This window comes from Streptomyces sp. SID5464, from assembly GCF_009862985.1.
GTDB classification, from domain to species: Bacteria; Actinomycetota; Actinomycetes; order Streptomycetales; family Streptomycetaceae; genus Streptomyces; species Streptomyces chartreusis_D.
Genome location: NZ_WWIQ01000033.1, coordinates 1 through 19379, shown reverse-complemented (window position 1 = coordinate 19379; position 19379 = coordinate 1). Strand labels below are relative to the sequence as shown.

The window sequence follows — 19379 nt, the reverse complement described above, 5'->3', positions numbered from 1 at the left end:
CGCGTTCCGCATCCGTGTGACAGGAGGTGTCCTCCTCGTCGCACACCTCGCGTTCGTCGCCTGGCTGACGCTGCGGCCGCTGGACGTGCCCTGGGTGATGCCGGCCAATCTGCGGCCGTTCGACGGCATCCGGGCCGATCTCGCCCTGGGCTGGCCCGAGGCGGCCCGCCGGATCTGTGAGGGGCTGGCCCTGCTCGCCCCGCTGGGCGTGCTGCTGCCGATGGCGAGCGGCAGGCTGTTCGTCTCGCCGCTGGCGTCCCTGCTGAACACCGTCACGGCCGGCGCCCTGCTGTCACTGGGCATAGAGCTGCTCCAGACCGGCGTTCCCGGTCAGGTCGTCGACGTCGACTCGCTGTTCCTCAACACCGCGGGCGTGGCCCTCGCGCATCTCGCGCTCGTCCCCGCCGGCCGCTCCTGGCTGCGCCGCCGGACCACGGCGCGCCCGCCCCGTGCGCCCCTGCCCCCGGAGGAGCCGGCTCAGGGTCGGACCCCGACGATTCCCAGGGTCGGGATCGCCCCGTGGAGCGACGCTTTGCCCCCTTCGTCTCCGTAGCGTGGAGTGCAGATGGGGTACTCGGACGAGAGGCCTCACGACACCTCACGAAGGAGCCGCACATGTCACGCCTCGCCCGCCCCACCCACGGCCGCATGATCGGCGGAGTGTGCGCCGCGCTGGCACGGCGCTTCGGCACCTCCACGACGACGATGCGGGTGATCTTCCTGGTCTCGTGCCTGCTGCCCGGCCCCCAGTTCCTGCTGTACATCGCGCTGTGGATCCTGCTGCCCTCGGAGAGCAAGGTGCAGAACAAGGCGCAGACGGCCTGGTAGCCACCCGTCGCGGAAACGCCGATGGGGCGCACCCTGTGTCCAGGGGTGCGCCCCGTCGGCGTGTGTCCGCCCGTGGCGGGAGGGTCAGGCCGGAAGGCCGTTCACCGGGAGCCCGCCGAGCAGCTTGGCGGCCGGGCCCGTCGGGCCCTGGGCGAGCAGCTGCCCGGCGACCGGCTGGGCTGCGGCGAGACCGGTACCCGCCAGGGTCTGGCCCTGGCCCACCGCTTCACCCGAGCCCGCCGGCAGCGTCTGGGAGAGCTGTTCGGCCGGGAGCGCCTGGGTGACGCTCTCCAGCGCCTGGGCGGTGTCGGGGACGGCCGGGGCGGCCTGGGCGGCGCCCGCACCGGTGGCGGCGAAGGCGGCACCGAGAGCGGCGACACCGAGGGACTTGGCAGCAGACTGCTTCATGAAAGTGCGTCCTCGCAATGAGATGAAGGGGTGTGTGAGCGGTGCGGCGACCGTATTCACGCGGCGCCATCCGCCGCAAACATCGAAATGCGGACGGCTTGTGAAAACCGTCCGCATTCCCTGTGTGCCGATGTGCCCCGGATCAGCCTTCCGAAGCCCCGGAACCGCTGGTGGAAGCGGTCTGCCGGAACAGCCATTCGGATTTCAGCTCGGCATAACCCGGCTTGATCACGTCATTGATCATGGCCAGCCGTTCATCGAAAGGAATGAACGCTGATTTCATCGCATTGACTGAGAACCACTGCAGGTCGTCGAGCGTGTAGGCGAACGCCTCGACAAGGTGCTCGAATTCCCGGCTCATGCTCGTGTGGGACATCAGGCGGTTGTCCGTGTTCACCGTGGCCCGGAAGTGCAGCCGCCGCAGCAGCCCGATGGGGTGCTCGGCGTACGAGGCCGCCGCCCCGGTCTGGAGGTTGGAGCTCGGGCACAGCTCCAGCGGGATGCGCTTGTCCCGGACGTAGGAGGCGAGCCGCCCGAGTTCGACGGTGCCGTCCTCGTGGACCTGGATGTCGTCGATGATCCGCACCCCGTGCCCGAGCCGGTCGGCGCCGCACCACTGGAGGGCCTGCCAGATGGACGGCAGCCCGAAGGCCTCCCCGGCGTGGATGGTGAAGTGGTTGTTCTCGCGCTTGAGGTACTCGAAGGCGTCGAGGTGCCGGGTGGGCGGGTAGCCGGCCTCGGCACCCGCGATGTCGAAGCCGACGACGCCCAGATCGCGGTAGCGGTTGGCGAGTTCGGCGATCTCCAGGGCGCGGGCCGCGTGCCGCATGGCGGTGAGCAGGGCGCCGACGCGGATGCGCAGGCCCTTCTCCCGGGCGCGGCGCTCCCCTTCCCGGAAGCCCTCGTTGACGGCCTCGACGACCTCTTCGAGGCTCAGACCGCCTTCGAGGTGCTGCTCGGGGGCGTAGCGCACCTCGGCGTAGACGACGCCGTCCGCGGCGAGGTCCTCGGCGCACTCGGCGGCGACCCGCACCAGGGCGTCTCGGGTCTGCATGACGCCCACGGTGTGGGAGAAGGTCTCCAAGTACCGTTCCAGGGAACCGGAGTCGGCGGCCTCGCGGAACCAGATGCCCAGTTTCTCCGGATCGGTCTCCGGGAGCTGGGAGTAGCCCGTCGCGCGGGCGAGTTCGACGATGGTGCCGGGGCGCAGACCGCCGTCGAGGTGGTCGTGCAGCAGAACCTTGGGCGCCCGTTGGATCTGGTCCGGTGTCGGGGTGTTCGCGATGGTCTGGCTCGTCATTTCCGCACTCTAACTCCTACGCGCGTAGATGGCGTGCCCTCGGATCCTTTACATTTCCGTCGATACGTAACGGTGACCGCAAGGACGGGTCGAGTACACCCGCGCTTCTGACACTGTTCTGTCATGGCACACCAACCGACGCCGGTTCGCAGGGCCCGGCTGGGCAGGACATTCGGTCCGGGGCCGTCGGCGGTCAGCGGCGTGGTGCTGCTGCTCCCCGGCGGCGACGAGGTCTCCGGCCGCAGGCCGTCCCCCATGGTGGCGACCGCCTCCGTACGCGCCCTGGGCCGCCGCCTGGCCCGCGCGGGCCGGGACGAGGGTCTCGTCACGCACGTGGTGCACTACCGCTACCGCGGCTGGAACGGCAGCGAGGCCAACCTCGCGGCCGATGCGGCCTGGGCGGCGGACGAGGTCGTGCGGCGTTACGGGGACGTTCCCGTCTGCCTCGCCGGCATCGGCATGGGCGGCCGGGCCGGGTTGCGCGCGGGTGGCCACGAGGCCGTCAACTCCGTGCTGGCCCTCGCTCCTTGGCTGCCGGAGGAGGATGTGGCCGCGCCACCCGAACCGGTGAAGCAGTTGGTGGGGCGGCAGGTGCTGATCGTGCACGGCACGAACGACGGGCGGACGGATCCCGAGTTGTCGTTCCGGCTGGCGGCGCGGGCGAAGAAGGCGAATCGGGATGTGTGCCGGTTCGAGGTGCATGCGGACGGGCACGGGCTGAATCAGTACCGGGACGAAGTGCTCGCGCTGGCCGAGGACTTCGTGATGGGGGCGTTGTTCGGGCGGGCTGTGTCCCGTCCCGTGCGGGACGCTTTTGCGGCGCCGCCGCCGTTGGGGTTGCGGATGCCGTTGGCCGCCGGGTTCAGTCCTTCGAGGCGGTAGCGCCGTGGGGGTGCTTGTCAGTCGGCCAGTGCGGGTCGTTTACGGCTTGTCGCGCAGTTCCCCGCGCCCCTTCAGGTCGGCAACAAGCTGCCTCTTCTTGAGAGCAGGAACCTTTTGAAGGCTGCCACCGGGGGTGTGTCCGGGTGGCCCTCCAGCCAGGCCACGCCGATCTCTCGGGCCGCGCGTGGGGCCGTCACCGTCAGCTCGACCACCCCTGGGCGGGGGACGGCAGGTGGTGGGAGGAGGGCTACCCCCAGGCCCGCCGCCACCAGGCCCCTCAGGGTTTCCGCCTCCTCTCCCTCGAAGGCGATCCGCGGCTTGAAGCCGGCCTCCTTGCAGAGGTCGTCGGTGATGCGGCGGAGGCCGTAGCCGGGTTCCAGGGTGACGAACATCTCGTCCGCGGCCTCGGCGAGGCGGATGCGGCGGCGGCCCGCGAGGGAGTGGTCGGCCGGGACGACGAGGCGGAGTTTCTGTTCGTCGAGGCGGCGGGCGACCAGGTCGGGGGCGTCGGGGACGGGGGACGTCAGGCACAGGTCCAGTTCGCCGGCGCGGAGGCGTTCGAGCATGGCCTCGCCGTAGTTCTGGACGAGGCTGAAGCGGACGCGCGGATGGTCGGCGCGGAAGGCCTGGAGGAGGCCCGGGACCGTCTCGGCGCCCATGGTGTGCAGGAAGCCGAAGGCGACCTTGCCGGTGGTGGGGTCGGCATCGGCCCGCACCTCCTCGGCGGCGCGCTCGACCTCGGCCAGGGCCCGCTCGACGGAGGTGAGGAAAGTGCGCCCGGCCGGGGTGAGGGAGACCGTGCGGCCGTGGCGGGCGAAGAGGTCGACGCCGAGGTCCTGCTCCAGGCGGGCCATGGACCGGGAGAGGGTCGACTGGGGGACGTTCATCTCCTGGGCGGCGCGGGTGACGTGCTCGGTACGGGCGACGCCCGCGAAGTACGCGAGGCGGGGCGCCAGCACCTTGGACATCTCTGCCATGTCTTCTGTGTCACTGGATGGTGACAGCCGAGCCGCTGAGCTGTGTTGATGCGCCATGGGAACGATTATGGCGGTTCCATGCATTGGACGGATCAGTGGGCGCGTACGTAGGTTCGAGGCATGTCTCCCGCCAGTACCGGGGCGTCCACGATCGTGGGCGCCGATGCCGCTGTCCCTGCCGCCGACTCACGTATGTCCCCGGGCGGGCCCGGCTACCGCCGGATGAGCCTCGCCCTCTTCCTCGCGGGTGTCGCGACCTTCGCGCTGCTGTACTCCACGCAGGCGCTGCTCCCGCTGATCTCCGGCGAGTTCGGGGTGGCGGCGAGCGACGCGAGCTGGACGGTGGCCGCCGCGACGGGCGGGCTGGCGCTGTTCGTCCTGCCGATGAGCGCCCTGTCGGAGCGTTTCGGACGGCGTACGGTCATGACCGCCTCGCTGGCCGTGGCGGTGACCGTCGGGTTGCTGGTGCCCTTCGCACCGTCGCTGGGGGTCCTGGTCGTGCTGCGGGCGCTCCAGGGCGCGGCCCTGGCCGGGCTGCCGGCGTCGGCGACGGCGTACCTCGCGGAGGAGGTCAGCCCCAAGGCGCTGGTCACCGCGATCGGACTGTTCGTCGCGGGCAACAGCGTCGGCGGGATGAGCGGCCGGGTCATCACCGGCTGGGTCGCGCAGGAGTGGGGCTGGCGGGTAGCCGTCGGTGTGATCGGCGCGATCGCCGTGGCGTGCGCGGTGGCCTTCCGGCTGCTGCTCCCCGCCCCGAAGAACTTCAAGGCCGGTTCGCTGCGGCCGCGCGTGCTGGCCCGGACGGTCCGTGACCATCTGTCCAACCCGCTGCTGTGCCGGCTGTACGCGATCGGCGCGCTGTTCATGACGGTGTTCGGCGGCGTGTACACGGTCATCGGCTACCGGCTGACCGAGGCCCCGTTCTCGCTGCCGCAGGGCATCATCGGCTCGATCTTCCTGGTGTACCTCGTCGGTACGGTGTCCGCGTCGACGGCCGGCCGTCTGGTGGGCCGGCTGGGACGCCGGGGCGCGCTGTACGCGGGCGGCGGTACGACGGCGGCGGGCCTGCTGCTGTCCCTGGCGGGCTCGCTCCCGCTGGTCCTGCTGGGCCTGGTCCTCATCACGGCGGGCTTCTTCGCGGGCCACGCGGTGGCCTCCTCCGCGGTCAGCAAGACGGCCACGACCGGCCGCGCACAGGCCTCGGCGCTCTACCAGTCGGCCTACTACATCGGCTCCAGCGCGGGCAGCACGGTCGGCGCCATCGCCTTCCACGCGGGCGGCTGGGCCGGGACGGTCGGCGTCGGGCTGCTGGCGGTCCTGGGCGTCGTGACGATCACGGTGTTCGGGACGCGGGCGGCGCGGATGCAGCGCCGCCCGGCCACGGCCGCCTGAGCCTCGAAGCCTGACTCCTCCCCCTGGTCGGGGCCGGTTGTCAGTGGCCGCGGATAACGTCCGCGTCTACTGACCACCGGATTCGACCAGGGGGATCTTTCATGGAGTTCCGCATCGACCGTACGGCGTTCGCCGAGGCCGTGGGCCGGGCCGTACGGGCGCTGCCCGCGCGGACGCCGGTGCCGGTGCTGGGCGGGCTGCTGCTGGAGGCGGACGCGGGGCGGCTGGCCGTGACGGGGTTCGACTTCGAGGCGGCGGTACGGGTGGAGGCCGACGCCGAGGTCGCGGTGCCCGGGCGGGCGCTCGTCCTGGGGCGGCGGCTGCTGGACGTCTGCCGGGTGCTGCCGGACGGGCCGGTGAGCTGCGCCCTGGAGGCGTCGCGGTTCACGGTGGAGGCGGACGGTACGCGGTTCGGGCTGTCGACGCTGCCCCTCGCCGAGTACCCGGCCCTGCCGGCGCCGCCCGCGCCGTACGGCACGGTGGACGGCGCCGCGTTCGCGACGGCCGTCTCCCAGGTCGCCGTGGCGGCCGGGCGCGACGACACGCTGCCGCTCCTGACGGGCGTCCAACTGCGTCTGGACGGTGGTGAGATGACGCTGGCCGCTTCGGACCGCTACCGGTACGCCGTGCGGCGGCTGGAGTGGCGGCCGGGGGCGGCGGCCGACGGGGTGGTGGACGCGTTGCTGCCCGCGCGGCGCCTGCTGGACGTCGCGCGGTCGCTGGGCCGCGGCGGGGACGTGCTGATCGGGTGGGACCCGGCCGGTGGCGGCGGGCTGATCGGCTTCGAGGGCGGGCGGACGCGGACGGCGCTGCGGCTCCTGGACGGGCGGCTGCCGACGTACAGGTCGCTCTTCGACATGGCGGGGGCCGCGGTCGCCGAGGTGGAGTGCGAGGGGCTCGCGGAGGCCGTCCGGCGGGTCGCTGTGGTGGCGGAGGCGAACAGTCCGGTGCGGCTGGACTTCTCGTCCGACGGGTCCGTCATGCTCCGCGCCGGCTACGGCGACGACGTGGCGGTCCAGCGCCTGCCGGCCACGCTGACCGGTGCCGACGAGATGCCCGTGGCCTTCAACCCGGCCTATCTGCTGGACGCGCTGACGGCCTTCGAGAGCCCGCGCGTGCGGCTGGAACTGCTGGGGGCGGGGCAGCGGGCGCTGCTGCACGCGGTGCCGGACGGCGGGGCCGCCGAGGCGGCCGGGGAGCACCGGCATTTGCTGATGTCGGTGAAACAGCTGGTCTGAAGCGCCGCTTCCACCTGCGCTTTTGCGTGCTCGGGGGGCCGTTGTCAGTGGGCTGCGGTAGCTTCCGAAGTGCTGGACGCGATGGCGCGTGACAGAACTTCCACAGGGGTGGGTGGACGATGACGAACGGCACGGCGACACCGACAGACCTGGACACCAGACTGGAGGCACACCGGACCGAGCTGACGGGGTACTGCTACCGGATGCTCGGCTCCTCCTTCGAGGCCGAGGACGCGGTGCAGGACACGATGGTCCGCGCCTGGCGCAGCTACGACAAGTTCGAGGGCCGCTCCAGCCTCCGCTCCTGGCTCTACCGCATCGCGACCAACGTGTGCCTGGACATGCTGACCGCGGGCAACAAGCGCGCCAGGCCCATGGACCTGACCGAGTCCACCCCCCTCGCGCAGGCGGCCCTCTCCCCCCGCCCGGACAACACCTGGCTGGAGCCCATGCCGGACGCCCGCGTGCTGCCCACGACCGACGACCCGGCGGAGGCGGCCATAGCCAAGGAGTCCGTGCGGCTCGCCTTCATGGCCGCCCTTCAGAAGCTGCCGGCCAAGCAGCGGGCCGTGCTGATCCTGCGCGAGGTGCTGGCCTGGAAGGCCAGCGAGGTCGCCGAGCTGCTGGGCACGTCGGTGGCGTCGGTCAACAGCGCCCTCCAGCGGGCCCGTGCCACCCTGGCCGAGCAGCCGGAGCCGGGCGCCGACGCGACCGTGTCCGACCCGCTGGACGAGGACCAGCAGAAGCTGCTGGACCGCTATGTGGCGGCCTTCGAGGGCTACGACATGACGGCGCTGACGGCTCTGCTGCACGAGGACGCGGTCATGACGATGCCGCCGTTCGACCTGTGGCTGACCGGCGTCAGCGACATCACCGGCTTCATGACGACGCTCGGCGCGCCCTGCGCGGGCTCCCGGCTGGTGCCGGTCCAGGTCAACGGCCTGCCGGGGTTCGCCCAGTACAAGCCGGACCCGGAGTCCGGCGGCTTCACGCCGTGGGCGGTCCAGGTGCTGGAGATCTCAGACGGCCGGATCACCGGGTTCCACTGCTTCCTGGACACCAAGCGCTGGTTCCCGCTCTTCGACCTGCCCCTCCACCTCGAAGCGGAGACCGACCAGGTCGAGGAGGGCGCGTAGGGCCGGGTCGGGGTCGCGCAGCCGTATCCGTCCCCCGGCCCGGCGGGCGGCCAGCTGGAGTCGCGCGAGCAGGTCGACGGCGGCGAGCCCGGGCGGCCCGAGGCCTCCGACGTCGCACACCACGACCCGGGCACGGCTGGTGTGCAGCAGTGCCCTGACGTCGTCGCTCAGTCCGCTCACCTCGTCCCGGGCGACGGGACCGGCGAGCACGAGCACGGGGGGTGTCATGGCGTCCACGATCGGTAGACCGGGCGGGCGGCGGTAACTCATCGCGGCTTGTCCGTCCTGTCGGCGCCGTGAGGATCACATTGACCTCGGTACGGCCTTCCCCGGAGGGTTGGCTGTATGCCCCATGCATCTGCCCGTCCCGCGCTGTCCGATGCACGTGTCGCCGGTGAGGGGACGTCGTGCAGGGGGTGCTGAGCGGCTTCGCGGTCATCGCGGTCGTCATCGGGGTCGGCTATCTGATCGGCCGCCGGGGACATCTGGGCGACGGCGGGCGCGAGGTCCTGACCAGGCTGGCCTTCCATGTGGCGTCTCCCGCCCTGCTCTTCACGACTCTCGCCCAGGCCGACCTGTCGGTGATCTTCTCCGACCGGCTGCTGGTCACGGCGGTGAGCACGGCAGCGGCGGCGGGTGTGTTCGTGGCGGTGGGTGCCGTGCGCGGCTGGGGAGTGGGCCGGACGACGATCGGCGCGCTGTGCTCCAGCTACGTCAACTCGGGCAACCTCGGCATCCCGATCGCGGTGTACGTGCTGGGCGACGCGTCACTGGTCGCGCCGGTGCTGCTGTTCCAGCTGGTGGGCGTCATGCCGGTGGCGCTGACGGTCCTGGACCTGGCGAGCGGCGGGGAGAAGCGCCCGTTGTGGCAGCGGCTGCTGACGCCGCTGCGCAATCCGATAGCGCTGGGCTCCCTGGCGGGTGTGGCGGCCTCGGCATCGGGCTTCCAGGTTCCCGGCCCCCTGATGGATCCGCTCACCCTCATCGGCAACATGTCGGTCCCGGCGGTGCTGCTGGCCTTCGGCATCTCCTTGCGCGGCAGCACGCTCCCGCTGCGCGGGGCGGAACGGGCCCCTGTCCTGCTCGCCGTGACCCTCAAGGCCGTCGTCCAGCCCCTGGCCGCCTGGGCCCTGGCAGCGGGCGTCTTCGGCCTGCACGGGGCTTCCCTGCTCGACGTGGTGGTGACGTCGGCGCTTCCGGCGGCGCAGAACCTGTTCACGTACGCGAGCAGCTATCGGGTGGGCGAGGTGCTGGCGAGGGAGGCGATCTTGTTGTCGACGGTGGTGTCGGTGCCGGTTCTGGTCGTGGTGGCGGCGGTGTTGGGGTGACTCAGGCCCCGGCGAACTCGCCTGTGTCGAGTTCGAGGTCGAAGGGCGGTGGAAGCATGAGCCGTTCTCCGAACTTGCCTGCGCGCAGGAGGCGGTACACGCCTTCCTTCGGCTCCCCGTACAGCGTCACTGTCGGCCCGCCGGGCGCCATGCCGTCCACCAGGAGATAGAGCGGCACACCCGCCTCGGCGTACCCCATGGCCTTCGCACCGCGGTCATGCCGGGCGGTGGCCCTCGAGGTGACCTCAACCGCGAGCTGGGCAGCGGAAGCGGGCACGAAGTGGTCGCCGCCCTCGTTCGGCAACTCCGGTACGACGACGAGGTCGGGCACATACAGCCCGAGCCGCGCCGGAACGGCCGTGCCCAGCCGCTGGAAGATGTTCCAGTGGCTGGGGATCACCTCGAAGAGGCGGCGCTGGACACGCTCGACGACGCGGTGATGCCTGTTTGTGCAAAGTGGTGCCACGGTGACGAGGCCCTCGATGATCTCCACCTTGCACCCCTTGGGAGCATCCGTCTGCTCCCAGATCCAGACCAGCTCGTCCCACTCGTTGTCAGTCAGGATGTAGTCGCCGCCCAGCACGCTCATGGCGCCCTTCAACACGCGGAACGGGACCGGCGGAGGTCCACCGGTCCCGTTCACCCGGACGGTGAACCGCCTGGTCAGGCGATACGTTCCAGCACCACCGGCGACGCCGTGAAGTCCGTCCCCGGCGCCGCGATGTCGTACGAGCCCTCGACCGCGTCCAGCGCGTACGCGAAGCGTTCCGGCGTGTCCGTGTGGAGGGTCAGGAGGGGCTGGCCCTCGGTGACCTGGTCGCCCGGCTTGGCGTGCATCTCGATGCCCGCGCCCGCCTGGACCGGATCCTCCTTGCGCGCGCGGCCCGCGCCCAGGCGCCAGGCCGCGACGCCGATGTCGTAGGCGTCGAGGCGGGTGAGGACGCCCGAGGACGGGGCCTTGATCACGTGCTGTTCGCGGGCCACCGGGAGCGCCGCGTCCGGGTCGCCGCCCTGGGCCGTGATCATGCGGCGCCAGACGTCCATCGCCGAGCCGTCGGCCAGGGCCTTCGCCGGGTCGGCGTCCCTGATGCCCGCCGCGTCGAGCATCTCGCGGGCCAGGGCGATCGTCAGCTCGACCACGTCCGCGGGGCCGCCGCCCGCCAGGACCTCCACCGACTCGCGGACCTCCAGCGCGTTGCCGGCCGTCAGACCGAGCGGGGTCGACATGTCGGTGAGCAGCGCGACCGTCCTCACGCCGTGGTCGGTGCCCAGGCCGACCATCGTGGAGGCCAGTTCACGGGCGTCCTCCAGGGTCTTCATGAAGGCGCCCGTGCCGACCTTCACGTCCAGGACCAGCGAGCCCGTGCCCTCAGCGATCTTCTTCGACATGATCGAGGAGGCGATCAGCGGGATCGCCTCGACCGTGCCCGTGACGTCGCGCAGTGCGTACAGCTTCTTGTCGGCCGGTGCCAGGCCGTCGCCCGCCGCGCAGATCACCGCGCCGGTGCCGTCCAGGACGGACAGCATCTCCTCGTTCGACAGGAGCGCGCGCCAGCCGGGAATCGACTCCAGCTTGTCCAGAGTGCCGCCCGTGTGGCCGAGGCCGCGACCCGAGAGCTGGGGGACAGCGGCGCCGCAGGCGGCGACCAGGGGCGCCAGCGGCAGGGTGATCTTGTCGCCGACGCCGCCCGTGGAGTGCTTGTCGGCCGTCGGGCGGGACAGCGACGAGAAGTCCATGCGCTCGCCGGAGGCGATCATCGCGGCCGTCCAGCGGGCGATCTCGCGCCGGTTCATGCCGTTGAGCAGGATGGCCATCGCGAGGGCCGACATCTGCTCGTCGGCCACCTCCCCGCGGGTGTACGCGTCGATGACCCAGTCGATCTGCTCGTCGCTGAGTTCGCCGCGGTCCCGCTTGGTGCGGATGACGGAGATGGCGTCCATGGCCATGGCTTGGGCTTCCTTCCGAAGGATCCAGAAGCCGTACGGCCCCTCCGATCCGGTCGCTGAGCGACTCGGAGGGGCCGCACGGGAGTTACGTGCTGAGGTGGTCCGGGCCGAAGGCCTGGGGCAGCATCTGCGACAGCGGCAGGATGCCCGCCGGCGTCTCCAGCAGCAGGTCCGGGCCGCCGAACTCGTGCAGCAACTGACGGCAGCGGCCGCACGGGACGAGCGTCTCGCCGTTCCGGTCGACGCACGTGAAGTGCGTCAGCCGGCCGCCGCCGGTGTTGTGCAGCTCGGACACCAGGCCGCACTCGGCGCACAGTCCGAGCCCGTACGAGGCGTTCTCGACGTTGCAGCCGGAGATGATCCGGCCGTCGTCGACCAGGGCCGCCACGCCCACCGGGTAACCGGAGTACGGGGCGTACGCCCGGGACATGGCGTCCCGGGCCACCGCGCGCAGCTTCTCCCAGTCGACGTCCGGGCCGGCGCCGGTCACTTGCCCTGCCCCTTCCGGTACGGCAACCCGTCCGCCTTCGGCATGCGCAGCCGCTGGGCGGACAGAGCGAGGACGACCAGGGTGATGACGTACGGCGTGGCGGAGACGACCTGGTTCGGGACCTCGTTGGTGGTCGCGTACCAGGTGAACACCAGGGCGCCGGCGATCAGGGTGGCCACGGCCGGGACGTACTTCCTGCGGACGACCAGCCAGATCGCGCCGATGACCAGCAGCAGCGCGCCGAGCAGCAGCAGGGCGTGGACGTTCGCGGAGCCGCCGCGCAGGTTGAGGCTGTCGGTGTAGCCGAACAGGCCCGCGCCGAGGGCGAGGCCGCCCGGCATCCAGTTGCCGAAGATCATCGCCGCGAGACCGATGAAGCCGCGGCCGCTGACCTGGCCCTCCAGGTAGAAGGGGTTCGCGACGATCGACAGGAACACACCGCCGAGGCCGGCCAGACCGCCGGAGATGATCACGGCGATGTACTTGTACTTGTAGACGTTGACGCCGAGGGACTCGGCCGCGACCGGGTTCTCGCCGCAGGAGCGCAGCCGCAGGCCGAACGCGGTGCGCCACAGCACCCACCAGGTGCCGGGGATCAGCGCGACGGCGATCAGGGTCAGCCAGGAGACGTTGGTGACCAGGCCGCCGAGCAGGCCGGCGATGTCGGAGATGAAGAACCAGCCCTGGTTGTTGAGGTCCCGCAGCGCGTCGGACAGGCCCGGCACGGTGAAGTTGCCGAGGGAGTCCACCGCCGGCGACTGCTTGGCGGAGCCGCCCGTGTGGCCCTCGAAGGCGAGGGGCGCGAGGTAGCGGGTGGCGCCGAGGGCGAGGATGTTGATGGCCACACCGGAGACGATGTGGTTGACGTTGAAGGTGACGGTCACGAAGGCGTGCAGCAGGCCGCCGATCGCGCCGCCCGCGATGCCCACCAGGACACCGGTCCACGGGCCCCACTGGAAGCCGGCCCAGGCGCCGAACCAGGTGCCGAGGATCATCATGCCTTCGAGGCCGATGTTGACCACGCCCGCGCGCTCGGCCCACAGGCCGCCGAGACCGGCGAGGCCGATCGGCACGGCGAGTTGGAGCGCGGTGGACATCTGGCTGACGTTGGTGATGCCGTCGGCGCCGGTGATGAGGCGGACGATCGAGGTGAGCGCCAGTCCGCCGGCGATGATCAGCAGCAGGACGGGCCACGACAGTCGGCGGCCGGTGGGCGCCGCGGGCTGCAGCGTGGGCTGGTTGAGGTCGGTCGCGGTGGTCATCGGCCAGCCACCTCCTTCGTGGTGTTGTTGGTGCCGAGGACGTGACCGGCGGCCAGTTCGGCGCCGACCCGGCGCTGCTGGCGGCGCAGGCCCCACTCACGGACGGCCTCGTAGGAGACGACGACCGAGAGCACGATCAGGCCCTGCATGATGACCGCGATCTCCTTGTCGTAGCCGTGGAAGTCCAGCTCGGGCGAGGCCTTGTCGAGCCAGGCCCACAGCAGGGAGGCGAACGCGATGCCCACGGGGCTGTTGCGGCCGAGCAGGGCGATGCCGATGCCGAGGAAGCCGATGCCGGTGGGGAAGTTCAGGCTGTAGGTGTGGGTGTCGCCGAGCAGGATCGGCAGGCCGGCGAGGCCCGCGATGCCGCCGGAGATCAGCATGGCGCTGAGCACCATGCGCCCCGGGTCCACACCGCTGGCCGCGGCGGCGGTCTGCGAAGCACCGGAGGCGCGCAGGTCGAAGCCGAAGCGGGTGCGGTTGAGGACGACCCAGTAGCCGATGCCGAGCAGGACGGCCAGCAGCACCAGGCCGTAGATCTCGCCGGCCGCGCCCATGCCGATGCCCGGGATCCAGCCGGACTCGTGCATCTCGCCGGTGGTGTTGTTGTTGCCGACCTTCACGCCGAAGACGTTCGGCAGCCACAGGTAGGCGATCACGGAGGTGGCGATCGCGTTGAGCATGATCGTGGCGACGACCTCGCTGACGCCCCGGGTGACCTTGAGGACACCGGCGATGCCGGCCCAGAAGGCGCCGGTGAGGACGGCGGTCAGGAGCAGCAGCGGGACCTGGAGGGCGGCCGGCAGGGCGACGTGGGCGCCGACGACCGCGGCCAGCATCGCGCCGAGCTGGTACTGGCCGTCCACGCCGATGTTGAACAGGTTCATCCGGAAGCCGATGGCCACCGCGAGCGCGGCGATGTAGTACATCGACGCCTGGTTGATGATCAGGACCTGGATGTCGGAGAAGCTCAGCTGCTCGAACATCAGGGCGAACGGCTCGACGGGGCTCTTGCCCGACGCGAGCAGCACGATCGCGCTCAGGACGAAGGCCACGGCGAGCGCGATGACCGGTCCGGCCACCGCGAGGAGCACGCGCTCCCTGTCGAACTTCTTCATCAGCGGGCCTCGTCTTCCGGAGACTCGGGGGCGTCGGCCTTCGAGGTCTCGGGGGTCTCTTCGTGCTCGAGGTGCCCGGTGGCGGCACCGGTCATGGCCGAGCCGAGCTCCTCGGGGGTGATGGTGGCCGGGTCGGCGTCCGCGACCAGCTTGCCGTTGTAGATCACGCGCAGGGTGTCGGACAGGCCGATGAGCTCGTCCAGGTCGGCGGAGATCAGCAGGACGGCCAGGCCCTCCCGGCGGGCCTCGCGGATGTGGTCCCAGATGGCGGCCTGGGCGCCGACGTCCACGCCCCGGGTGGGGTGCGCGGCGATCAGGAAGCGCGGCTTGTGGCTCATCTCACGGCCGACGATCAGCTTCTGCTGGTTGCCGCCGGAGAGGGAGGCGGCGGTGACGTCGATGCCGGGGGTGCGGACGTCGTACTCCGTGACGATCCGGCGGGTGTCCTCCTGGGCCGCCTTCGGGTCCAGCCAGACGCCCTTGGCGAGGGGCTTCTCGGTGACGTGGCCGAGGATGCGGTTCTCCCAGAGGGGTGCCTCCAGGAGCAGGCCGTGGCGGTGCCGGTCCTCGGGGATGTAGCCGATGCCCTGCTCGCGGCGCCTGCGGGTGGGCCAGGCGGTGATCTCCTCGTCGGCGAGCCGGATGGTGCCGGAGTCGGGGGACCGCAGGCCGATGAGCGCGTCGACCAGCTCGGTCTGGCCGTTGCCCTCGACACCGGCGATGCCGAGGACCTCGCCCGCGTGGATGGTGAAGCTGATGTCGTCGAGGAGGGCCTTGCCGCTGGGGGCGGCCAGCCGGAGCTGGTCGACGCTGATGACCGGGCGGTCGGTGACCGTGGACTCGGCCGTCTCGGGCGTGGGCAGTTCGCTGCCGACCATCATCTCGGCGAGCTGGCGCGGGGTGGTCTCGGCGGGGACGGCCGTCCCGACGGTGGTGCCGCGGCGGATGACGGTGATCTCGTCGGCGACGGAGAGCACCTCGCCGAGCTTGTGCGAGATGAAGATGACCGACAGGCCCTCGGACCGCAGTTCGCGCAGGTTGGCGAAGAGGGCGTCGACCTCCTGCGGGACGAGCACGGCGGTCGGCTCGTCCAGGATGAGGGTGCGGGCGCCGCGGTAGAGGACCTTGAGGATCTCCACGCGCTGGCGGGCTGCGACGCCGAGCTCCTCGACCATTAGGTCGGGCTTGACGTCGAGGCCGTAGCGCTCGGAGAGTTCCTTGATCTTGCGACGGGCCTTGGCGCCGATGCCGTACAGCTTCTCGCTGCCGAGCACGACGTTCTCGAGGACCGTGAGGTTGTCGGCGAGCATGAAGTGCTGGTGGACCATGCCGATGCCGCGGGCGATGGCGTCGGCCGGCGACGAGAAGCTCACCTGCTCGCCGTCGACGGCGATGGTGCCCTCGTCCGGCTTCTGCATGCCGTAGAGGATCTTCATCAGCGTCGACTTGCCGGCGCCGTTCTCGCCGACGAGGGCGTGCACGGTGCCCTTGCGGACGCTGAGGTGGATGTCGTGGTTGGCCACGACGCCCGGGAAACGCTTCGTGATCCCGGCGAGCTCGACGGCGGTCACCGATTCCTTGACCGCCGCTCCGGCCGGAGGGCTGCTGGACGCGTTGATGGCGCACTCTCCTGGGGACGGGGGCCGTCTACGCGCGTAGCGCCCCTACGGCATACAAAGGGGCCGACGCACCGCGACAACGGGGTACGAGGAGCGACCTCCCCGTACCCCGTCGAGCGGACGTAACCCCGGGGGTTACCGCCTGCTTCGAGGCAGTCGGTCGTCAGCTGCTCTTGACCTTGATCTCGCCGCTGATGATCTTCTCCTTGGCCGTCTTGATGGCTTCCTGAAGCTCGGCGTCGTCCGCGAACTTCGGGTTGGAGTCCGACAGGCTCACCTCGCCGGTCTTCAGATCGCCACGAACGATACCGGTCTCGGGCTTGCCGTCCTCGACCGACTTCGCCAGGTTGTACACCGCCTTGGCGACGTCCTTCATCGCCGAGGTCAGGATGTAGTCCTTGTACTTGGCGAGGGCCTCCTGCTTGTACTGGTCGGAGTCGACGCCGATGGCCCACACCTTCTTGGTGGCGGCGGCCTCGATCACGCCCTGGCCGGACAGACCGGCCGCCGCGTAGACGACGTCGGCCTTCTTCTCGATCTGGCCCTCGGCAGCCGTCTTGCCCTTGTCGGGGCTGGAGAAACCGCCCTCCTCGGCCGTCTGCGTCAGGTACTGCGACAGGACCTTCACCTTCGGGTTCGTGTCCTTGACGCCCTGCTCGAAGCCCGCCTGGAACTTGTGGATCAGCGGGATGTCCACGCCGCCGACGAAGCCCACGACGTTCGACTTGGTGCTCTTGGCGGCGGCGACACCGGCCAGGTACGAGGCCTGCTCCTCGCTGAAGACGAGGTCGGCGACGTTCTTGGTGTTGATCGTGGCGTCGTCGACGATGCCGAAGGTGGTCTTCGGGAACTTCTCCGCGGCGCCCTTGACGGCCGCGGCGTACGCGTAGCCCACGCCGATGACCGGGTTGTAGCCCTGCTTCGCCAGCGAGACCAGGCGCTGCTCCTTGTCGGCGTCCGTCTCGCCCTCGGTGGGCTCCAGGTCGGCCGTCTGGTACCCGAACTCCTTCTTCGCCTGCTCCAGGCCCGCGTACGCGGCGTCGTTGAAGGACTGGTCACCCTTGCCGCCGACGTCGTACGCGATGGCGAGGCCCTTGTTCCCCTTCGAGTCCGACGACCCGGAGGTCGAGGTGCTGCCACAGGCGGAGAGAGCGAGGGCCAGGGAGGCGGTCGCTGCGCCTGCGACCGTGATCCGGGAAATCCGGCGCATGTGTGGGTGCTCCTGTCGTACTACCGGGGCCGCATAGCGCCGGGACGGTTCAGCTTCGGCGCTGGCTTCGCCGCAGATTAACGCGCGTAGACCTGCCTGAAAACCCCTTCTGTCCACCTTGTTATGCGCCCGTGGCCAAGCCATCACCCGGTCTTGGCCGGGGCGTTGCCGACTGCGAACGGAGGGTGGCGCTGGGTGATCCGGGGACCCGGGGTGCCCCGGGAACGTCGGAGCGGGCGGGCACCCGGGGTGCCCGCCCGCTCCGACGGCCTCACAGCCGGACGGCCTACTCGGTCTTGACCTTGATCGAGCCGTTGTCGATGCCTTCCTTGGCCTTGTTCACCGCGTCCTTGAGCCCCGGGATCTTGGCGTACTCCGGGTTGGTCTCGGAGAGGCCGACGCCGTTGACCTTCAGGTCGAAGGTCTGGACGCCGGACAGGGGCTTGTCGTCGTGGACGGACTTGGCCAGCGCGTAGACCGCGCCGCCGACGTCCTTGAGGGCGGAGGTGAGGATGTAGTTCTTGTACGGGGCGAGGGCGGCCTGCTTGTACTGGTCGGAGTCGACGCCGATCGCCCAGACCTTCGCCTTGGCGGCGGCCTCGATGACGCCCTGGCCGGACAGGCCGGCGGCCGCGTAGAGCACGTCGGCCTTCTTCTCGATCTGGCCCTCGGCGGCGGCCTTGCCCTTGTCGGGGCTGGAGAAGCCACCCTCCTCGGCCGTCTGCGTCAGGTACTGCGACAGGACCTTCACCTTGGGGTTGGTGTCCTGCACGCCCTGCTTGTAGCCGGCCTCGAACTTGTGGATCAGCGGGACGTCGACACCGCCGACGAAGCCGACGATGTCCGACTTGGTGGCCTTGGCGGCGGCGACACCGGCCAGGTACGAGGCCTGCTCCTCGGCGAAGACGAGGGAGGCGACGTTCTTGCCCTCGACCACGGAGTCGACGATGCCGAAGGTGGTGTCGGGGTACTTGGGTGCCACGGCCTTCATCGCAGGACCGTAGGCGAACCCGACGCCGATGACCGGGTTGTAGCCCTGCTTGGCCAGCGAGGCGAGGCGCTGCTCCTTGTCCGCGTCGGTCTCGCCCTCGGTGGGCTCGATGTCGGCGGTCTTGTAGCCGTACTCGTCCTTCGCCTTGGTCAGGCCGGCGTAGGCGGCGTCGTTGAAGGACTGGTCGCCCTTGCCGCCGACGTCGTACGCGATGGCGAGGCCGCGGTCCTTGCTGTCGCTGTCACCACTCTCACCGCTGGTGCCGCCACAGGCCGTGGCAACGAGCCCGAGCGACGCGACCCCCACCGCGACGCGGGTCAGTTTGGAAATCCGACGCATCTTGAAGCTCCCCATTCTCCAAAGCCCCGCAGCGGGTGCTCGGTTCGGCGCACATTAACGCGCGTAGACACTCCTGGGAACGGTTCGCAGCGGGGCCGTTATCCATTCGTGCCGATGGCCGGTTACGCCCTTGTGAACCACGGGTTCGAACGGGGTCGAAAGGTGTACTCGGGCACACGGCGCATGCCTGCTCGTCACGCGCACCAGGGTGACCCGGGTGCACCCGGGCCGCAACCGGAGGCTGCGCCGGGCGGGGGCGGGGGCTCCGCCCGGGCTGAGGATCCTCCGGGTGGGGGGCCCGCCGGGCGGGAGGGGCAGAGCCGCCGGGCGGGGAGCCGTGGGGCGGGGAGCCGTGGGGCGGGGACGACGGGAGGCTGCGCCGGGCAGGAGGGGCCGACACCCGCGGGAGGCTCCGCCGGGCAGGGGACGGGCGTCGGCCGGAGGCCCCCACCGGGCAGGGGACGGGCGCTAGCCGGAGACTCCGCCGGACAGCGGGCCGACACCAGCGGGAGGCTCCGCCAAGCCGGGGCGGGCGCCAGCCGGAGACTCCGCCCGGCACAGGCCGACACCAGTGAAAGGCTCCGCCAGGCCAGGGCGGGCACCAACCGGAGACTCCGCCAGGCAGACGGCCGGGCGTCAGCCTTGGTCGGTCAGCCGGGGGAAGCCGTCGCTCGGCGATGTGCCGGGCTGGGCTGAAGGAGCTGCTGGGCGGGCCGGGGGCCACGGGGCCGTCGGTCTCGCGGGCGGCGGGGGTGCGGACTCGGACGAGCTGAAGGCATGCGGCCGAGGGGCCACATAGCTACGCCGGATGAGTTCCCACGTCGCGTGGCCGACCGCCGGGCGGTCAAGCGGCCGAGGGACCCGTAGAAGGCGAAGCCGCCCGCCGGACCGCCCAGCAGCCACACGACCGGGGA

Annotated in this window: 19 protein-coding genes; 7 read left to right on the top strand and 12 right to left on the bottom strand. The window is 71.0% G+C overall.

Features of this window, described 5'->3' with window-relative positions:
* Nucleotides 1-16 precede the first annotated feature (16 nt).
* Nucleotides 17-553: a VanZ family protein gene (locus GTY47_RS19445; RefSeq protein ID WP_343336050.1), complete on the top strand. Its 537-nt coding sequence runs from the start codon at nucleotides 17-19 to the stop codon at nucleotides 551-553.
* 62 nt (nucleotides 554-615) lie between these two features.
* Complete coding sequence (locus GTY47_RS19440; RefSeq protein ID WP_010048883.1) at nucleotides 616-828, top strand: PspC domain-containing protein; 213 nt, start codon at nucleotides 616-618, stop codon at nucleotides 826-828.
* Nucleotides 829-912: 84 nt separating this feature from the next.
* Here the strand turns inward: GTY47_RS19440 and GTY47_RS19435 are convergent, their stop codons facing one another.
* Nucleotides 913-1236, bottom strand: coding sequence for a hypothetical protein (locus GTY47_RS19435; protein WP_010048881.1), 324 nt, complete (start codon nucleotides 1234-1236; stop codon nucleotides 913-915).
* A 142-nt stretch (nucleotides 1237-1378) separates the two neighbouring features.
* The gene (locus tag GTY47_RS19430; RefSeq protein ID WP_010048879.1) at nucleotides 1379-2536 is read right to left on the bottom strand and encodes an adenosine deaminase; all 1158 of its coding nucleotides are present in this window, start codon (nucleotides 2534-2536) and stop codon (nucleotides 1379-1381) included.
* Nucleotides 2537-2659: 123 nt separating this feature from the next.
* Here GTY47_RS19430 and GTY47_RS19425 point away from each other — a divergent pair, with 123 nt between their 5' ends.
* Entirely contained in the window at nucleotides 2660-3418 is a 759-nt protein-coding gene (locus GTY47_RS19425) for an alpha/beta hydrolase (protein WP_029181804.1), read from the top strand.
* Between the two features lie 71 nt (nucleotides 3419-3489).
* On the opposite strand, the gene GTY47_RS19420 is transcribed toward GTY47_RS19425, so the two are convergent.
* Nucleotides 3490-4452: a LysR family transcriptional regulator gene (locus tag GTY47_RS19420; RefSeq protein WP_029181803.1), complete on the bottom strand. Its 963-nt coding sequence runs from the start codon at nucleotides 4450-4452 to the stop codon at nucleotides 3490-3492.
* Nucleotides 4453-4515: 63 nt separating this feature from the next.
* Here GTY47_RS19420 and GTY47_RS19415 point away from each other — a divergent pair, with 63 nt between their 5' ends.
* From GTY47_RS19415 to GTY47_RS19405, 3 genes are all read left to right on the top strand, one after another.
* Nucleotides 4516-5787: an MFS transporter gene (locus GTY47_RS19415; protein WP_029181802.1), complete on the top strand. Its 1272-nt coding sequence runs from the start codon at nucleotides 4516-4518 to the stop codon at nucleotides 5785-5787.
* A gap of 101 nt (nucleotides 5788-5888) precedes the next feature.
* Complete coding sequence (gene dnaN / locus GTY47_RS19410; protein ID WP_010048872.1) at nucleotides 5889-7025, top strand: DNA polymerase III subunit beta; 1137 nt, start codon at nucleotides 5889-5891, stop codon at nucleotides 7023-7025.
* Nucleotides 7026-7144: 119 nt separating this feature from the next.
* Entirely contained in the window at nucleotides 7145-8161 is a 1017-nt protein-coding gene (locus tag GTY47_RS19405; RefSeq protein ID WP_010048871.1) for a sigma-70 family RNA polymerase sigma factor, read from the top strand.
* Here the strand turns inward: GTY47_RS19405 and GTY47_RS19400 are convergent.
* Nucleotides 8045-8431 (bottom strand): STAS domain-containing protein, encoded by a 387-nt coding sequence (locus GTY47_RS19400; RefSeq protein WP_158688487.1) that lies wholly within the window; start codon nucleotides 8429-8431, stop codon nucleotides 8045-8047. The two genes, GTY47_RS19405 and GTY47_RS19400, sit on opposite strands and share 117 nt — an antisense overlap.
* A 137-nt stretch (nucleotides 8432-8568) precedes the next feature.
* Between GTY47_RS19400 and GTY47_RS19395 the strand changes: the two genes are divergently transcribed.
* Nucleotides 8569-9489, top strand: a complete 921-nt coding sequence (locus tag GTY47_RS19395; protein ID WP_010048869.1) for an AEC family transporter — start codon at nucleotides 8569-8571, stop codon at nucleotides 9487-9489.
* A gap of 1 nt (nucleotide 9490) precedes the next feature.
* Here the strand turns inward: GTY47_RS19395 and GTY47_RS19390 are convergent, their stop codons facing one another.
* The 8 genes from GTY47_RS19390 to GTY47_RS19355 form a co-directional block, all read right to left on the bottom strand.
* A complete protein-coding gene (locus GTY47_RS19390; protein ID WP_010048868.1) occupies nucleotides 9491-10078 on the bottom strand; it encodes a Uma2 family endonuclease in 588 nt (195 codons plus the stop codon).
* A 74-nt stretch (nucleotides 10079-10152) separates the two neighbouring features.
* Nucleotides 10153-11430, bottom strand: coding sequence for a thymidine phosphorylase (locus tag GTY47_RS19385; RefSeq protein ID WP_010048867.1), 1278 nt, complete (start codon nucleotides 11428-11430; stop codon nucleotides 10153-10155).
* 91 nt (nucleotides 11431-11521) lie between these two features.
* Nucleotides 11522-11926 carry a cytidine deaminase gene (locus GTY47_RS41025; protein WP_010048866.1) on the bottom strand — a complete coding sequence of 135 codons (405 nt, stop codon included), beginning with the start codon at nucleotides 11924-11926 and terminating at the stop codon, nucleotides 11522-11524.
* Nucleotides 11923-13188: an ABC transporter permease gene (locus GTY47_RS41020; protein WP_010048863.1), complete on the bottom strand. Its 1266-nt coding sequence runs from the start codon at nucleotides 13186-13188 to the stop codon at nucleotides 11923-11925. Before GTY47_RS41020 ends, GTY47_RS41025 begins: the two co-directional genes overlap by 4 nt.
* On the bottom strand, nucleotides 13185-14306 hold the full coding sequence (locus GTY47_RS19370) for an ABC transporter permease (protein WP_010048862.1): 1122 nt from the start codon (nucleotides 14304-14306) through the stop codon (nucleotides 13185-13187). Before GTY47_RS19370 ends, GTY47_RS41020 begins: the two co-directional genes overlap by 4 nt.
* The gene (locus GTY47_RS19365; protein WP_010048852.1) at nucleotides 14306-15877 is read right to left on the bottom strand and encodes an ABC transporter ATP-binding protein; all 1572 of its coding nucleotides are present in this window, start codon (nucleotides 15875-15877) and stop codon (nucleotides 14306-14308) included. The genes GTY47_RS19370 and GTY47_RS19365 overlap by 1 nt, the downstream gene beginning before the upstream one ends.
* A gap of 211 nt (nucleotides 15878-16088) precedes the next feature.
* Entirely contained in the window at nucleotides 16089-17135 is a 1047-nt protein-coding gene (locus tag GTY47_RS19360) for a BMP family ABC transporter substrate-binding protein (RefSeq protein WP_010048851.1), read from the bottom strand.
* Between the two features lie 286 nt (nucleotides 17136-17421).
* A complete protein-coding gene (locus GTY47_RS19355) occupies nucleotides 17422-18465 on the bottom strand; it encodes a BMP family ABC transporter substrate-binding protein (RefSeq protein WP_010048850.1) in 1044 nt (347 codons plus the stop codon).
* Nucleotides 18466-19379: the final 914 nt, after the last annotated feature.

Coding starts and splice junctions, on each gene's coding strand:
- GTY47_RS19440 (WP_010048883.1), top strand. CDS start 616: ATGTCACGCCTCGCCCGCCCCACCCACGGCCGCATGATCGGCGGAGTG.
- GTY47_RS19435 (WP_010048881.1), bottom strand. CDS start 1,236: ATGAAGCAGTCTGCTGCCAAGTCCCTCGGTGTCGCCGCTCTCGGTGCC.
- GTY47_RS19430 (WP_010048879.1), bottom strand. CDS start 2,536: ATGACGAGCCAGACCATCGCGAACACCCCGACACCGGACCAGATCCAA.
- GTY47_RS19425 (WP_029181804.1), top strand. CDS start 2,660: ATGGCACACCAACCGACGCCGGTTCGCAGGGCCCGGCTGGGCAGGACA.
- GTY47_RS19420 (WP_029181803.1), bottom strand. CDS start 4,452: ATGGCGCATCAACACAGCTCAGCGGCTCGGCTGTCACCATCCAGTGAC.
- GTY47_RS19415 (WP_029181802.1), top strand. CDS start 4,516: ATGTCTCCCGCCAGTACCGGGGCGTCCACGATCGTGGGCGCCGATGCC.
- dnaN (WP_010048872.1), top strand. CDS start 5,889: ATGGAGTTCCGCATCGACCGTACGGCGTTCGCCGAGGCCGTGGGCCGG.
- GTY47_RS19405 (WP_010048871.1), top strand. CDS start 7,145: ATGACGAACGGCACGGCGACACCGACAGACCTGGACACCAGACTGGAG.
- GTY47_RS19400 (WP_158688487.1), bottom strand. CDS start 8,431: ATGAGTTACCGCCGCCCGCCCGGTCTACCGATCGTGGACGCCATGACA.
- GTY47_RS19390 (WP_010048868.1), bottom strand. CDS start 10,078: ATGAGCGTGCTGGGCGGCGACTACATCCTGACTGACAACGAGTGGGAC.
- GTY47_RS19385 (WP_010048867.1), bottom strand. CDS start 11,430: ATGGACGCCATCTCCGTCATCCGCACCAAGCGGGACCGCGGCGAACTC.
- GTY47_RS41020 (WP_010048863.1), bottom strand. CDS start 13,188: ATGACCACCGCGACCGACCTCAACCAGCCCACGCTGCAGCCCGCGGCG.
- GTY47_RS19370 (WP_010048862.1), bottom strand. CDS start 14,306: ATGAAGAAGTTCGACAGGGAGCGCGTGCTCCTCGCGGTGGCCGGACCG.
- GTY47_RS19360 (WP_010048851.1), bottom strand. CDS start 17,135: ATGCGCCGGATTTCCCGGATCACGGTCGCAGGCGCAGCGACCGCCTCC.
- GTY47_RS19355 (WP_010048850.1), bottom strand. CDS start 18,465: ATGCGTCGGATTTCCAAACTGACCCGCGTCGCGGTGGGGGTCGCGTCG.